This window comes from Streptomyces sp. 549 (assembly GCF_030124175.1).
In the GTDB taxonomy this organism is placed as follows: Bacteria; Actinomycetota; Actinomycetes; order Streptomycetales; family Streptomycetaceae; genus Streptomyces.
This window is the reverse complement of sequence record NZ_JASKMT010000021.1, coordinates 38,621-52,914: the sequence shown is the minus strand read 5'-3', so window position 1 is coordinate 52,914 and position 14,294 is coordinate 38,621. Positions and strand designations below refer to the sequence as shown.

The following is a 14,294-nucleotide window of genomic DNA, read 5'->3' as shown; positions in this document are numbered from 1 at the left end:
CCGGAGGGTCTGCGCGCTGCGGACGGGGCGGGCATCGAGCCTCAGGGGCGTGGCGGCGGCGCCACGGATCCGGACGATTGCCCCGTCCTTCTTCGGAAGCGGAGGCGGGCGCAGGGGCCGCCGTGCCCGTTCCGGACCGTGGAACGTCAAGTTCTCGCAGGCGGGTCAGCGGAAGGTCACGGCTGCGTCAGGGCGCGTCGAAGCGCCGTGACGACTCGGCCGGGATGCACGGGCGAGCCGGTGGCTCAGGCGTGTGCCTTCTCGCCCGGGAACGAGTGGCGGCGGAACACCTGGTCGAGCCCGACGATGCGCAGGACCCGGGCGGTGTTCGGCGGGACGCCGGCCAGAGCGACCTCGGCCCGGGCGGCCTCGGCCGCGTTGCGGGCGACGAGGAAGGCGGTGATGCCGCTGGAGTCGCAGAAGTCCAGCCCGGTCAGGTCCAGCACGAGCAGGTCCCCGGGTTGCAGCGTGAGGTCGTCCAGCAGCTCGCGGAACCGGGGCGCGGTGTGGAAGTCGAGATGGCCGACGACGTCCAGTACGGGTCCGGTGTCGGTGTGCCTGAGTTCGAGTCGCAGGGAGTTCATACGGTTCGGTTCGCAGTCGCGGTCTTCTTCGGGGACGGGGCGGGAACGCTCAGAGCGAGCAGCGCGGTGTCGTCGTCGAGGCCGTCGCCGAAACCCCCGAGCAGGTCGGCGAGCGCCTTGACCAGGTGCGGTGCGCTGGCGGGGGCGAGCTCCTCGGTGAGCGCGAGCAGCGCCTCGTCGCCGAACCGGCCGGCGGGGGTGCGGGCCTCGGTCAGGCCGTCGGTGTACAGCAGCAGGGTGTCGCCGGGGCCCAGGACCGTCCGCGCGGCCGTGAACCCCGCGTCGGGGAAGATGCCGACGAGCACACCGCCGGGAGTGGGCAGGTACTCGGCCGCGCCCGTTCCCCGGGTGACGATGGCCGGCGGGTGGCCGCCGCTGGCGACGGTCACCTCGAACCGGTCGCCGCCGGGTTCGAGTGCCTGGAGCACTCCGAACACGGTGGTGCAGTAGCGGGGGTCTCCTCCCGAGTAGCGCTCGCTCAGCACCGTGTTCAGAGTGCTGAGCACCACCACGGGGTCCCCGTCGTGCACCGCTGCGGCCCGCAGCGTGTAGCGGGCGAGCGAGGTGACGGCTGCCGCCTCGGGTCCCTTGCCGCACACGTCGCCGAGGAAGAACCCGAACCGGCCGTCGCCGAGGGAGAAGAGGTCGTAGAAGTCGCCGCCCAGGTGGTCGGCGGAGGCAATGTGGTACTGCGCGGCCACCTCCAGGCCGGGGACCTCCGGAAGGACGGGCGGCAGCAGGCTCTGCTGGAGCGTGGCAAGGACGCTCTTCAGGTGTGCGCGGTCCTGCTCGGCCCGTTGCTGCGCCTCCTCGGCCTTCCGGCGGCCCCGCAGCAGTTCCTCCTCGTAGGCCCGGCGTTCGCGCGCGTCGCTGATGGTCGTCCGGATCAGCATGGGTGCGCCGTCTTCGCTGCGCTTGACGGTGGAGGTGACCAGGACGGGGAGCCGGGAGCCGTCCGCGGTCCGCAGCTCCAGGGCGATGCCGCGCACCTCGCCCTGCATGCTGAGCAGAGGCGCGAAGTGCGTCTCGTGGTACAGCTTGCCGCCGACGGTGAGCAGGTCGGCGAACCTCATCCGGCCCACGACGTCCTCACGGCGGTATCCGAGCCAGGTGAGCAGAGTGGCGTTGACCTTGGCGATCGTGCCGTCCAGGAGCGTCGACAGATGGCCGCAGGGTGCGTTCTCGTAGAGGTCCACGACACTGTCCTCCAGCAGGGCGGTGAACACCGTGTCCGAGGTACGGCCGTCGTCACCGGCCTGCGGTGTGTGCGGTTCCCGGCCCGCGCCGCACATCACGCCGTCCCCCGCACGAAGGAGAGCACCGCGTCGGCCGTGGCCTCGGGCGCGCTCAGCTGCGGGCAGTGGCCGGTCGCGTCGAGGGTGACCATTCTGCTCCCCAGGATGGCAGCGTGCACGTGGGCGCCCACGCCCTGGGGGGCGATCGCGTCGCGGGCGCACTCCACGACGAGGGTGGGCACGCGCACTCCCGGCAGATCACCGCGGCTGTCAGTGAGGAACGTGGTCCGGGCGAAGACCCTCGCGATGTCGGGGTCGGTGCGGCAGAAGCTGTTGGTTAGCTCCTCGCCCAGTTCAGGGCGGTCGTCGTTGCCCATGATGACGGGTGCCATCGCCGTCGACCAGCCCAGGTAGTTCGCTTCCAGCGACCCGAGCAGCTCGTCGATGTCGGCGGCGCTGAACCCGCCCGGGTAGTCGCCGTCGTCGAGGTAGCAGGGCGAGGGGGTGAGCAGCACGAGCGAGGTGAAGCGCTCGGGTGCACGGGCGGCGGCGAGCACCGCGATCATGGCACTCACCGAGTGCCCGACGAGCACGACCTCCTTGAGGTCCAGTTCCTCGCAGACGTCCAGGACGTCCTGGGCGTAGCCCTCCAGTGAGGAGTAGCGCTGCTCGTCCCAGGCGGACAGGTCGGACTCGCCCGATCCGACGTAGTCGAACAGCACCGTGCGGTACTCGGCGGCGAAGGCGGGTGCGACGAGCCGCCACATGTTCTGGTCGCAGCCGAAGCCGTGCGCCAGGAGCAGCACCGGCCCGCTGCCGCTGCCGCACTCGGTGACGTTGTTCCTCCTGCGTACGTCCATGCCCGCCATCCTGCCACCGCGCCGGGCAGAGCCGGAACCGTCTCCTCAGAGCGGGCTCCGGCGGGCCCGGCCGAGCCGCGCCCGCCGGAGCCCGCAGAACCGGGATGTGTCAGGGCCGCTGCACTGCGGGTCCGCGGAAGGCCCGGCGGTAGGCGTGCGGGCTGGTACCCACGACCCGTCGGAAGCGTTCCCGGAACACCGTGGGCGAGCCGAATCCGGCTTGCGCGGCGATGCGCTCGACGGAGTAGGCGGTGGTTTCGAGTAGGTGCTGGGCGCGGCGCACGCGTGCCCGGTGCAGCCACTTCAGCGGGGTGGTGCCGGTCTGCTCCCGGAAGCGCCGGTTGAGCGTGCGGGGGCTCGTCCCGGCCCGGGCGGCCAGTTCCTCCAGCGGGAGTTCGCGGTGCGCGTTCTGCTCCATCCAGGCGAGCAGGGGCTCCAGTACCGCCCAGGCCGGGGCGGGAGGTGTCGGATGGACGATGAACTGCGCCTGGCCGCCCTCCCGTTCCAGTGGCATCACCGACAGGCGGGCGGCATCCGCCGCGACGGCGGAACCGTGATCAGTGCGGATCATGTGCAGGCACAGGTCGAGGGCGGCGACGGCTCCCGCGGAGGTGAGAACGCCACCGTTGTCGACGTACAGCACGTCGGCGTCGACGTCGACCGCCGGATACCGGGCGGCGAGCAGCGGCGCGGCAGCCCAGTGGGTGGTGGCACGGCCGCTGTCCAGGAGCCCGGTGGCGGCGAGCACGAACGCCCCGCTGCAGACGGACGCGATCCGGGTGCCGTTCGCAGCGGCGGAACGCAGGGCGGAGAGGACCTCGTCCGCCACCGGTACGTCCGGGTCCGAGGTGCCGGGCACCATGATCGTGTCGGCCCCGGCCGTCGTCGAGGCGGCGTCCCCGGGTCGGCATGGGACAGGCGGAGAACAGGTCGCGCCTGTCCTCCGCCTGTCCCATGCTCTGCGGGTCCCGGGTCCCGGGTCCCGGGTCAGCGCCTGCGGCCTCCCGGTGAGAAACCGCTGCCGATTCCGGCCACGTGCAGTGCGAGCAGCATCAGTCCGATCAACATGATGTTGACGGACGAGAAGATGTCGTTCGTCGCGATGTCCGCGGCGTTGATGAGAAACGCGATGAAGAACAGCACTGCCGCTGCGATGCCGAGCATGTGAATCTCCCCTCGTATAGGTGAGGCCCTTATGCCCAGCGTCCGCCGGAGGAGTCCTGTGCGACCGCATCCCGTGAACTCGGTTGCGCGGACCGGCTCAGAGACGGTGGATGCGGCGCAGCACGGCGGCGACCTCGGGCCGTTGGGCGGCGATCCGCGGCGAGTGGATGGTGGGCCGCTCGGTGCGCGGCGCGGGCACGGGCGTGGCCACCGGCTCCGAGGCGGAGAGGGAGGGGTCCTGGTGGGAGGTGTGGTTACTCACGGGAAGGGCCTTTCGGTCGGCGATGTGCGTGACGACGGTCTAACGGGCGGCGCAGACGCGGGAGTCGGGTTAGGCCTGGGCCAGTCGGAGCAGCGCGTGAGGCACGGCGTCCGGCCCTGCTGCGCGCCGGGGGCGGCGCGGGAGCGTGCCACGTTTGCGGCCGGTCGTACGGATCCACTGCGGGCGCCTCCCTCACCAACGGCGTCGGTCCCCGCGGGTACGGGGGCCATTCGATCAGAGGTGCTGGTCCGCTTACCCCGTACCGAGACCGAGTCGACACCGAATGTGTGAGCGCACTCGCCTGTGCGGGCGGCGCGAGGAAAGTCGTGCGCCGCCGGGAAGCTCCCGCACGCCCGCCGGGTGACGGGTGTCCGGGGCACCGCGGCATCGAGCGGCTGTCCGTCGGGGTGCGGACGGTGGCGGCCCTGGCGACGGGACGCAGCACGAAGCACACCCCCGCCGCGTCCGGTCGCCGGTCCGGAGCATGGCGGGGGTGTGCGATCGGGGAGGAGTACCGCCGGGAACGGTGGTCGGCCGGTCCCGGCGGCGAACGGGCGGAGCGGCACGGGCACCGGCGGGCAGAGCTGTCAGATCACCGCTCGTGCGTGGGGATCAGGCGGACTGCCGGGCCCGTCGCCGGACCCCGCCGCGTGGTGCTCCGGTGCTGCGGCGAGGCCTCGGCTCGTGCTTCGGTGCCCTCGGTTCAGCCCAGCGGGGGGTGGGCGTTCCGCATCAGCTCCTGGAACTGCGCGGAGAACCAGTGACCCGAGACCGGCGCGTTCGGCAGGGCGCCGGAGGGACTGCTCTGGTTGCGCGGGTTGCCCTGGTAGGTGGGATCGCACATCCGGTCGAAGCCCTTGCCCTCGTCGTTGGGGATCTCGCTGCTGGAACCGTCGGACTCACCCGGCGGCTTCATCCAGACGTAGGCGTCGATGCCCGGCTCGGGTGAGGCCTTGGGCCGCTCCCCCAACCCGGCGCCGGACTGGTTGCACCAGTTGCCGAGGTGGATGCGCCGGTCGAAGCGTCCGCCGTCGACGTACGCGTCCGCGCTCGTCGTCGGGCCGGGGCCGGCCGGCCGGGCGGCCCCACCCCAGCCGTTGCGGGACGTGTCGATCAGCATGCCGATGTCGCTCTTGAAGCCCGCGGTGACCGCCTGTCGGCGGAAGGCCTGGGCGAACGACAGCTCGTCGGCGTAGTTGTTCCAGTCGATCCACTTGGATGCCTCACGGACCGGGCGGCCCGCGACGACGTCGGTGATGCGGAAGTTCTCCTCCTTCAGCGCGCTGTAGTTGGCCGTGTTGGCGATGAAGCCGTGCACGTCCGCCACCGTGGCGCCTTCGGCGTTCGCAGCCTGGAACATCAGCTGCGCCGACGGGGCGAAGTTGTCCTCCCATCCGATCCAGCCGTGATGGCCGGCGTCGATGTAGTTGTAGACGTTGCCGACGTCCCCGAGCTTGCCCAGGGCGTACCCGACACCCTTGACGTAGTTCCCGTTGGCCTTCATCACGTCGCACTGCGGGGTGGCGGTCGGCCGCGGTGCCACGTTGGTGATGAGGTTGGGCAGGGAGTCGATCTCGATGGTCGTGACGATGCGCAGACTCGCGTACTTGGGGTCGGCGAAGATGGCGGCGATCGGGTCGATGTACTGGGTCTTGTACTTGTCGAGCTCCGTCGGGCCCAGTTCGCCGTTGGAGGCGAGAGCCGCGCAGTCGCGTCCGGGGAGGTTGTAGATGACGACCTGGACGACGAAGGGGTCTCCGCCGGTACCGGCCTGTCGCAGCGCCTCGTCGAGGTGGTCGCGCAGGCCCATGGTGCCGCCGACTCCGGCGATCGCCGCGGTCCGGTCCATCCACACGCCGGTCGGCTGACCGGCGACCCGCGAACCGCCGGGCTCGGCTGCGGCCTTGGCCGCCCACTCGGGGTTGACGTAGACCCGCGCCCCTGCGTACGGGTTGTCGACCCGCTCTCCGGGCGGCGGGTCCCCCGGATCACCGGGGTCACCGGGGCCGCCGTCGTTGCACAGCACGCCGTTGAGACGGAAGGCCGCCGGCTCGGGGTTGCTTCCGGTGTGGGTGCCGTTGAACCCGAAGGTGGCCGCGGCACCGGTGCCCAGGGAGCCGCCCCAGGACGGGTTGGCCGCGGTCACCGCGGTCCCGCTCTGACTGATGTCGGCGTTCCAGCCCTGGGTCACGCGCTGGCCGCCGGCGTAGACCCACTCGAGCTTCCAGGTGCTGAGCGGATCACCGGTGTTGGTGACCGTCACGCTTGAGGTGAACCCGGAGTTCCACTGGTTCGTCACGGTGTACTCGACGGTGCAGCCCGCCGCCGCGGCTGCGGCGGCGCCGGGCATCAGTCCGGCGGTCCCCATACCCGCGAGCAGCATCGCTCCGGTGGCGAGTAACGCGGTGCGGCTCCGATGCCGCGGTGCGGCGCTGGTGGTGGTCATTTCTGTCCCTTCGGATGGTTGCGAAGTCCCGTTCCGTAAGTGATCGACGTGCTCCCTGGCCCGGGCCGGTACTGCCCGGCGCGCGCGGTCATCGCGGCCCTTCCCCCGATGGGCGGCGCCCGGCTCGGCGCGGACCCGGCTAGCTGCGGCCGGTGCTCTCCGTCGAGCGGCACCCGTACGCTGCGGGTACTGGAGACGGCGACCGCGCCGTTGTCGGCAGGCCCGTCGAGGGTGCAGCCGCTCCGGGTGCGGCCGGGCTCGTTCCCCGCGCGGCTCACCTCGGGCAGCCGGTGCGCGGCGGCCCGGTCGCGGTCCCGGTCGGCCGCCACCGGCGCCATCCGCCACAGCACGGTGACGCCCGGTGCCGCCGGGCCAGACCCCGCGCCGGTGGGCTCTCGGGCGCCTGAGGGACCGCAGCGCTGCGGCGTTTCCCGACCGTCCCCGGAACACAGCCGGGACGGCGCCGAGGAGCTGCGTACTGCCGTCGGCAGCCGAAGTGGAATCCGTGGAACGGCTGGGTCCGGCTCTTGGGGAGCAACTGCCTGCTGCCGCCGCACGGCAAGCCCGGTACACCGGGCGGCACGGTCGGGCACGACTGGGTGAAGTGGGGTACGAGCGCGTGATGGGGGGTGCACGAAGCGGTCTCCTGTCGTCCGATGTGTGACTGCCATCGACGTACGACGCGTGGAACCGCTCCCACTGGTTGCCCCAAAAGTAGCGGCAACGTAGCGCCGGCGCCAGACCGGACACCGAATCCGACTGTCGAGATACTTCGACGGAACAGGATCTGCGCGCACCCTTGACGGCGAGCGCGTTCACCCCGAACCTTGGGAGCGCTCCCACTGGTTGCTCGATTTCACGCCGCACCTCTTCACCCGGCCGACCTGCGGTACTCATCGGAAAGCAGCTCTGCCGCCCTTCCCGCACCACCCGCTCGCAACCGGGTTCCCGACCCCGCCCGGCGCGCCCGACTCACTGACACATGGTCAGCTCCGGCGCTCCCCCGGCACACTCGGAAGCGACTCACACCTGAGAAGCGGAATGTGCCCGGACGTCGACGCTCCGGTCACTGGTGCCTCTGACGCTGGCCCACCCGGGCAAGCGACTGCGCCAGCCGCCGGACAGCCGACTCCTCCATGGCACAGCTCGGCAGCAGACCGGAATCGTCATGCGGAACTCTCGAAGGCCGCGCGGAATGCACGGAGTGCCACCGCCGACGCGGTGACGGCGACAACCTGCCCCGAGGCTCGCGGACCCGCAGCACCAGAGGCAGCCGCATCCGCCTCCCGCCCTGGGGACACCGAGCGGTTCCGCGGTGCCGATAGGAGTGTTCTCGCCTCCGCGGCCCTGGCCAGACGGATGGCCGCGGCAAGACGACGGCGTTGCCTCCGGGATCCCCGCACCCGGGGTGCCGCCTTCCGGCACCCCGGCCCTGCTACTCCCAGGACCTATGGTGAAAGGCCATTCCCCTTTCCCTCCGTATAACTGCGGCCTACCCCCTGGCACCTCCCCATTCACTTCCCCGGAAACCCCGGAGGGGGGGCAGGAACGCCTGCACTCCGCGTCAACAGGAGACGTGGTCATCGATATCGCACCACCGTACGGTGGCCGGCCACCCGCACCTCCGTGATCGAGGCCCGGCCGAGGTACGCGGAAACCACACCGGGAGTCCGTCGCTGCTCTCCGCGCACCTGCGCTCGTCGCACCCGTCGGCACTCGGCGGCTGAACACGAGGCAGCGCGGCGATACACACTCCGCTGAAGTCGAGCGAATGCCCCAGCCTTCGCCTCAGTCGCACCCCTGACGCAAGAGGCTGCTCGGAAGCTCAACTTTTGCCCAAGTACCCTGCCGCGAGACGAAACAACGTGAACACCACATGATTCCACCCTTGGGCCTTCCCACCGACTCAAGAGTTCTTTCACCAGGGCCGCGCGATCCGCAGTCGGTGATCGGTCGAAGTGCGCCCAGCATCGAGCCTCAGTTACTTGTGCCTGAAAAAGGAAGCAAGTATCCCGATGCCGTGGCCGGCCGCGGGCGGGCAATTCAATCGACCATTGCTTGGCTGAGGGGTCCGTACGGGCTCCACCTGTGAGGGAATGCTGCGTCATGTTGCTGAACCGAGAATTCGAGCTGGCGTCACTGGCGTCGGCTTTGCGCGCGGAGGACGACGGCTGCGGCTCGCTGGCCCTCGTCGCAGGCCCCCTCGGCGTGGGCAAGTCGGCTCTTCTGGACCAAGGCCGCCTCGCTGGGACAGGAGAGCGACGCTCTGGTGCTGCGTGCCAGTGCCACCCCCACTGAGCGGAACTACGCCTCCGGTGTGGTGCGGCAGCTGGGGGCGCTCGGCCTCGCACTGTCCCTGGTCGCCGAGACCGAGCCCCGGCCCGCCGTCCGACTGTGCACGTACGAGAAGGCGATGGCCTCACTGGACGGCTCCCAGTCCCGACCGGACCTCGTCCGGGTACTGCTGGAGCAGGGCGCCGCCCTGGCGCTGCACGGCGACACCCCGTTCGCCCAGCGGGTGCACCGGCGGGCCCGGAGACTGGCGGCGGAGTGCGTCGCCGAGGTGCTGCGGTCCCGCGCCGCGAGCGAGTTGCTGAACGGCGGGGGCACCCCGCCCGGTGCCGAGACCGAGTCGCCCACGCCCAGCGAGCACCAGGTCGCCCGGTTGGCCGCCTTGAGACACGGCAACAAGGCCACACCCCTTCGCTGTTCGTCACTCGGCGCACGGTGGAGCTGCATCTCACCTCGGTGTACCGGAAGTTGAGGGCGGCCCGGAGCGGGCTGAAGGATCTGGTCGGTGAGGCCGACAGCTGAGGGCCGTTGCCGCGAAACGGTCCTCGGCGCGAGGCCTCTCCTGGGGCCGGACACCTGGGGCGTCTACAGCAGCTCACCCGGGTCCGCCGTGTAGGCGCGGCGGAGGTCATCGACGACCTCGGTCCCGGCGGGCAGCACCACGTCGTCGACAGCGGCGACTGGACGCACCCCGATCGCCGTGTTGGTGGCGAACGCGGCCCGCATGCGCGGTAGTTCCGCGACGGTCAACACGGCGGTCGTGTGCTCCCCGCCGCTTCGCCGCAGCAGCTCCATGGTGACTCCGGGCAGGACGTCCGCTTCCGGCCAGACGTGGCGCGACCCGTCGTGGAAGCCGATGTTCCAGGTCGGGCCCTCGTGGACGACGCCGGACGCGTCGGTGAACAGCACGTCGTCGAAGCCCGCACGTTGCGCGGCTCTCCGGCGGTGCAGCGCGCCGAAGAGGGCCACGTGCTTCACCGCCGGCTGGTCGCGCAGGTAGACGGCTGTGCGCAGGCGCAGCGGCGGGAGCACCGGGTCGGCCGGGGCGGGCCGGGTGGTGACCAGCACACTCGGCTCGGCCGCGGCGGAGGGGCGGCCCAGGTCCAGATGCGGATCGAAGACGGTCACCCGCACGACGAAGACGCCCCCCAGGCCGCCCACGGCGTGCCTGACCAGATGCCGCACCCGTTCGGGGTCCAGCCCGGTGCCGAACACGGTCCGGCAGTCCCGGACAAGGCGGGCCAGGTGCAGAGCCAGCCCGCGGACCCGCCCGTGCTCCACCCGCATGGAGGTGAAGTGCCCGTAGTTGGTGAGCGCCAGGTTCTGCAGGGCCCCCACGGTGACCTCGCGGCCGTCCAGTTCCGCCATGTTCCGGATTCTGCCAGCCCGTGTCCCCAACCCCCTGTCGGACCGCGGTCGCCGGTCGCGCACGGGCGGGACGGAGCGATCCGCTCAGCTCACGGGTGCTTGTGCAGTTCCATGATGTGGCCGGTGGCGGCGAACCGCTCGTTGCCCTCCAGCTTGCCGGTCCGTGTCTCCACGACGGTGAAGCCCTCCCGCAGGTAGAGCTCCAGTGCGCGGTCGTTGCCGGCCAGCACGGTCGTCTCGATCCGCGGCCCGCCCTGCGCGACCGCGTGCCGCAGCAGTGCCGCTCCGGCGCCCTGCCCGTACCGGGCGGGGTCGACGTAGAGCCAGGTCACCTCGTCCTCCTCCAGGACGACGAAGCCCGCCACGGGTGCGCCCTCGCCTGCTGCGGCGTCCTGCGCGACCCACCCGCTGCCGTCGTGGAAGCCCTCGCTCTCGGCCGTCTCCGACAGCGGCAGGAACGCCTCCACGCCGACGGAGTCGCGCAGTTCGTCCAGGCGGGCGCTGTCGTGGATGCGGGCGGCGGCGTCCCAGTCCTCGTCCCGGTAGGGACGTATCCGCCAGGTCGGGCGCGTGGTGTCGGAGCTCATGTCGGCACAATGGCCGCCGGCGGCCGTGTCGGGCAACCGGTTTTTCGCCGGGCGGTCCGCACGGGCCACACCTCCCGCCGGTCCGCCGGCTCAGGACGGCGTGGCCGGCGGTTCGGACGCGGGCCGCCCGACGGCGGCGCGTCCCCCCGCACCGAGCGGACCTGTGTCCGGCAGGTCGAACCGCGGGGCGCGGCGGCGGAACTCGCGCGCCGCGCCCCGCGCCACCAGGCCCGGCACCACGACCCGGGCAGCGGCGACGGCCCGCAGCCAGGGCGGGGTGTGCACGGTCTCGGCCCGGCGCTCGATGCCGCCGACGAGCCGTGCCGCGGCCGGCCCGACGGGGTGGGTGCGCGAAGCAGGCCAGGGCATGGCGTCGCGCAGCTCGCGCAGCGCCGGACTGTGGTCCGCGGCGCGGATCATGGCCGTGTCCGTCCAGCTCAGGTAGCCGACGCCCACTCCGACGCCGAGATGGCGCACCTCGGCGCGCAGCGCGTGCGCGAACGCCTCCGCGCCCGACTTGGAGGCGCAGTAGGCCGTCATCATCGGCGCCGGGGCGAGCGCCGCGAGTGAGGCGACCTGGAGCAGGTAACCGCGGGTCCGCAGCAGGTCGGGCAGGAAGACCCGGGCGGTGACGGCGCTACCCACCAGGTTGACCTCGACGACCCGCCGCCACAGCGCGGGATCGGTGTGCAGCAGCGGGCCGCCGGCGGCGACACCGGCGTTGACCACCACCACCGAGACCGGTCCGAGGCGTTCCCGCACCAGGTCCGCGGTACGGGCCATGGCCTGCTGGTCGGTCACGTCGACGGTCCAGGCGGCGGCCCGTCCGCCCAGATCCCCGGCGAGGCGGTCCAGGCGGTCGCCCTCCAGGCCCAGCAGCGCGACCCGCGCGCCGCGCTCGGTGAGCCGCCGGGCCACCGCCTCGCCGACTCCCCGGGCAGCGCCGGTGACCACGGTTGTGCGACCCCGCAGCGGCGACCTGGTGCGCATGCGTGTTCCTCCGTCCGGTGCCCGGCGGTGCCGGGGGTTCTGCGGTCCCCGGCGGAGCCGGCCCTGGCGGCCGGGCCGCGCGGTTCTCGCGCAGCCCGTACCCCGGCGGACCGCCGGTACCAACCCGGCGGCCCCATGAGGCGCCCGAATGCCGCACCGCCGGGTCCGGTCCCGGCGGGCGAGCCGCGGAGGGAGGGGTGAACCCGGCAGGGCGGGGCACCCGGCACGACGATTCGCCGATCGACACGACGACCGACGGAACAACGGCCCGGCGCCCAGCCCGTCGGACAGCCCGTCGACAGGCTTGTCGATCAGCACCACGTCACGAGGCTGCGGAGGAACCATGGCGGTACGTCACCACTTGATCCACGCGTCACCGGACGCCGTCTGGGCGGTCCTGGCGGACGGCTCGCGCTACTGCGAATGGGTGGTGGGAACCTCGGGCTCCCGTCCGATGGACGGCGACTGGCCGCAGGTCGGCTCCGAGATCGAGTACACCGTCACACTGGGCCCCTGGACCGCCTCCAACCGCACCGTCGTGCGGCGGCACGAACCGCCGCACCACCTGGAGCTGGAGGCGGACAGCGGCTGGCTGGGCACGGCCCGGATCGCACTGGAGATCCGGCCGTGGGGCGAGGAGACCCTGGTCATCCTCGACGAGCACCCGCTGCGCGGGCCGGGCGGCCGGCTGCACAACACGGCCGTGGACGCCGTGGCGCAGGTACGGCACCGCACGATGCTCGCCCGGCTGGCGCAGGCGGTGGAGCGCGGCCCGAAACACACCCGAACGGCGGTCTGAGCGCGGCCGTCCCCGCACAGCGCATGCGCGCCCACGGCACGAAGCACCTGGAGGTAGCACGGACATGCCCGACGCGGTGGTCATCGGAGCCGGCCCCAACGGACTGGTGGCGGCGAACCTGCTGGTCGACGCCGGGTGGTCGGTGGAGGTGCTGGAGGCCCAGCCCGAACCGGGAGGCGCTGTCCGCAGCGACCGCGGGGTGCATCCCGACTTCGTCAGCGACATGTTCAGCGCCTTCTACCCGCTGGCAGCCGCCTCGCCGATCCTGGCCCGCCTGGACCTGGCAGCCGAGGGCCTGCGGTGGAGCCACGCCCCCCGGGTGCTGGCGCATCCGCTGCTCGACGGCCGGTGCGCGGTGCTGGAGCGCGACGCCGAGCGGACCGCGGCCGGTCTGGAGCAGTTCGCGCCGGGTGACGGCGACGCCTGGCGCGAGCTGAGCGACGTGTGGCGGCGGCTGGGGCCGGACATCGTGCGCGCGCTGTTCACGCCCTTCCCCCCGGTGCGGTCGGCGGTCCGGCTGGCGGCCGGGCTGCGCGCCGCGGGCGGTCTGCGACTCGCCCGGACCATGCTGCTGCCGGTGCGGCGCATGGGTGAGGAGGAGTTCGCCGGTGAGGGGGGCCGGCTGCTGCTCGCCGGCAACGCGCTGCACGCCGACCTGCCGCCGGAGGCCGCGGGCAGCGGCGGCCTCGGCTGGCTGATGTCGGCGCTCGGGCAGGCCTACGGCTTCCCCGTGCCGGTGGGCGGAGCCGGCGCGCTCACCGATGCCCTGGTGCGCAGGCTGGAGAAGCGCGGCGGCGCGGTGCGGTGCAACGAGCGGGTGGTCGGCGTCGTCACCCGCGGCGGTCGCGCGGTGGCGGTGCGGACCGCCGGCGGAGAGGAGGTGCCCGCCGCCCGGGCCGTGCTCGCGGACGTCTCCGCGCCGGCGCTGTACGGGGAGTTGCTGGACCCGGCGGACCTGCCCGACCGGGTCCTGTCCGACCTGAAGCGCTTCCAGTGGGACTTCGCCACCTTCAAGGTCGACTGGGCGCTCGACTCGCCGGTGCCGTGGACGGCCGCGCAGGCGTCCGGCGCGGGCACGGTGCACCTCGCGGACGGTGTGGACGGGCTGACCCGGTTCGCCGCGCAGATCGCGACCGGGCACGTTCCCGACGAGCCGTTCGCCCTGTTCGGCCAGATGACCACCGCCGACACGACCCGCTCCCCCGCCGGCACGGAGTCGGCCTGGGCCTACACCCACGTGCCGCACCACGTGCGCGGCGACGCGGGTGGGGACGGGCTGACCGGCAGCTGGGACCGCGGCGAGCAGGAGGCGATGGCGGACCGCGTGGAGCAGCAGGTCGAGCGGTACGCTCCCGGTTTCCGCTCCCGGATCCGCGCCCGCCGGGTGCTGGCCCCGCCGACGCTGGAGGCGCTGGACGCGAACCTGCACGGCGGTGCCATCAACGGCGGCACGACCGCCGTGCACCAACAGCTCGTCTTCCGCCCGGTGCCCGGCACCGGACGGCCCGAGACGCCGGTCGCCGGGCTGTACCTGGCGTCCGCCTCCGCGCATCCCGGCGGGGGTGTGCACGGCGCGCCCGGGGCGAACGCGGCCAGGGCGGCGCTGCGCCCCCGGCCGGGCAGGGCGGCGCTCGACCGTGCCCAGCGCGCCCTGACCACACGCGACCGCCGGGGCCGGCCCGCCTCCTGAGCCGGGTGGGAGCACCG

13 protein-coding genes are annotated in these 14,294 nt (G+C 72.7%); 3 read left to right on the top strand and 10 right to left on the bottom strand.

The features are described 5' to 3' along the window. Positions 1 to 245 precede the first annotated feature (245 nt). From QNO07_RS20920 to QNO07_RS20890, 7 genes are all read right to left on the bottom strand, one after another. Positions 246 to 584, bottom strand: coding sequence for an STAS domain-containing protein (locus tag QNO07_RS20920; protein ID WP_283993749.1), 339 nt, complete (start codon positions 582 to 584; stop codon positions 246 to 248). After that, on the bottom strand, positions 581 to 1,876 hold the full coding sequence (locus QNO07_RS20915) for a PP2C family protein-serine/threonine phosphatase (RefSeq protein ID WP_283993748.1): 1,296 nt from the start codon (positions 1,874 to 1,876) through the stop codon (positions 581 to 583). Before QNO07_RS20915 ends, QNO07_RS20920 begins: the two co-directional genes overlap by 4 nt. Continuing rightward, positions 1,876 to 2,679 (bottom strand): alpha/beta fold hydrolase, encoded by an 804-nt coding sequence (locus QNO07_RS20910; protein ID WP_283993747.1) that lies wholly within the window; start codon positions 2,677 to 2,679, stop codon positions 1,876 to 1,878. Before QNO07_RS20910 ends, QNO07_RS20915 begins: the two co-directional genes overlap by 1 nt. A gap of 109 nt (positions 2,680 to 2,788) precedes the next feature. Then, a complete protein-coding gene (locus tag QNO07_RS20905) occupies positions 2,789 to 3,670 on the bottom strand; it encodes a GlxA family transcriptional regulator (RefSeq protein WP_502961900.1) in 882 nt (293 codons plus the stop codon). Beyond that, positions 3,667 to 3,843: a hypothetical protein gene (locus QNO07_RS20900; RefSeq protein WP_283993746.1), complete on the bottom strand. Its 177-nt coding sequence runs from the start codon at positions 3,841 to 3,843 to the stop codon at positions 3,667 to 3,669. Before QNO07_RS20900 ends, QNO07_RS20905 begins: the two co-directional genes overlap by 4 nt. Positions 3,844 to 3,940: 97 nt before the next feature. Then, a complete protein-coding gene (locus QNO07_RS20895; protein WP_283993745.1) occupies positions 3,941 to 4,105 on the bottom strand; it encodes a hypothetical protein in 165 nt (54 codons plus the stop codon). A gap of 703 nt (positions 4,106 to 4,808) precedes the next feature. Further along, positions 4,809 to 6,551: a glycoside hydrolase family 6 protein gene (locus tag QNO07_RS20890; protein WP_283993744.1), complete on the bottom strand. Its 1,743-nt coding sequence runs from the start codon at positions 6,549 to 6,551 to the stop codon at positions 4,809 to 4,811. Positions 6,552 to 8,820: 2,269 nt separating this feature from the next. On the opposite strand from QNO07_RS20890, the gene QNO07_RS20885 reads away from it, so the two are divergent. Further along, positions 8,821 to 9,315, top strand: coding sequence for a hypothetical protein (locus QNO07_RS20885; RefSeq protein ID WP_283993743.1), 495 nt, complete (start codon positions 8,821 to 8,823; stop codon positions 9,313 to 9,315). Between the two features lie 113 nt (positions 9,316 to 9,428). On the opposite strand, the gene QNO07_RS20880 is transcribed toward QNO07_RS20885, so the two are convergent. The 3 genes from QNO07_RS20880 to QNO07_RS20870 form a co-directional block, all read right to left on the bottom strand. After that, on the bottom strand, positions 9,429 to 10,211 hold the full coding sequence (locus QNO07_RS20880) for an aminotransferase class IV family protein (protein WP_283993742.1): 783 nt from the start codon (positions 10,209 to 10,211) through the stop codon (positions 9,429 to 9,431). Between the two features lie 89 nt (positions 10,212 to 10,300). Next, entirely contained in the window at positions 10,301 to 10,798 is a 498-nt protein-coding gene (locus tag QNO07_RS20875) for a GNAT family N-acetyltransferase (RefSeq protein ID WP_283993741.1), read from the bottom strand. Positions 10,799 to 10,888: 90 nt separating this feature from the next. After that, the gene (locus QNO07_RS20870; protein WP_283993740.1) at positions 10,889 to 11,788 is read right to left on the bottom strand and encodes a short-chain dehydrogenase/reductase; all 900 of its coding nucleotides are present in this window, start codon (positions 11,786 to 11,788) and stop codon (positions 10,889 to 10,891) included. Positions 11,789 to 12,131: 343 nt separating this feature from the next. Here QNO07_RS20870 and QNO07_RS20865 point away from each other — a divergent pair, with 343 nt between their 5' ends. Further along, a complete protein-coding gene (locus QNO07_RS20865) occupies positions 12,132 to 12,587 on the top strand; it encodes an SRPBCC family protein (protein WP_283993739.1) in 456 nt (151 codons plus the stop codon). A gap of 64 nt (positions 12,588 to 12,651) precedes the next feature. Continuing rightward, positions 12,652 to 14,277, top strand: a complete 1,626-nt coding sequence (locus QNO07_RS20860; protein ID WP_283993738.1) for a phytoene desaturase family protein — start codon at positions 12,652 to 12,654, stop codon at positions 14,275 to 14,277. Positions 14,278 to 14,294 lie beyond the last annotated feature (17 nt).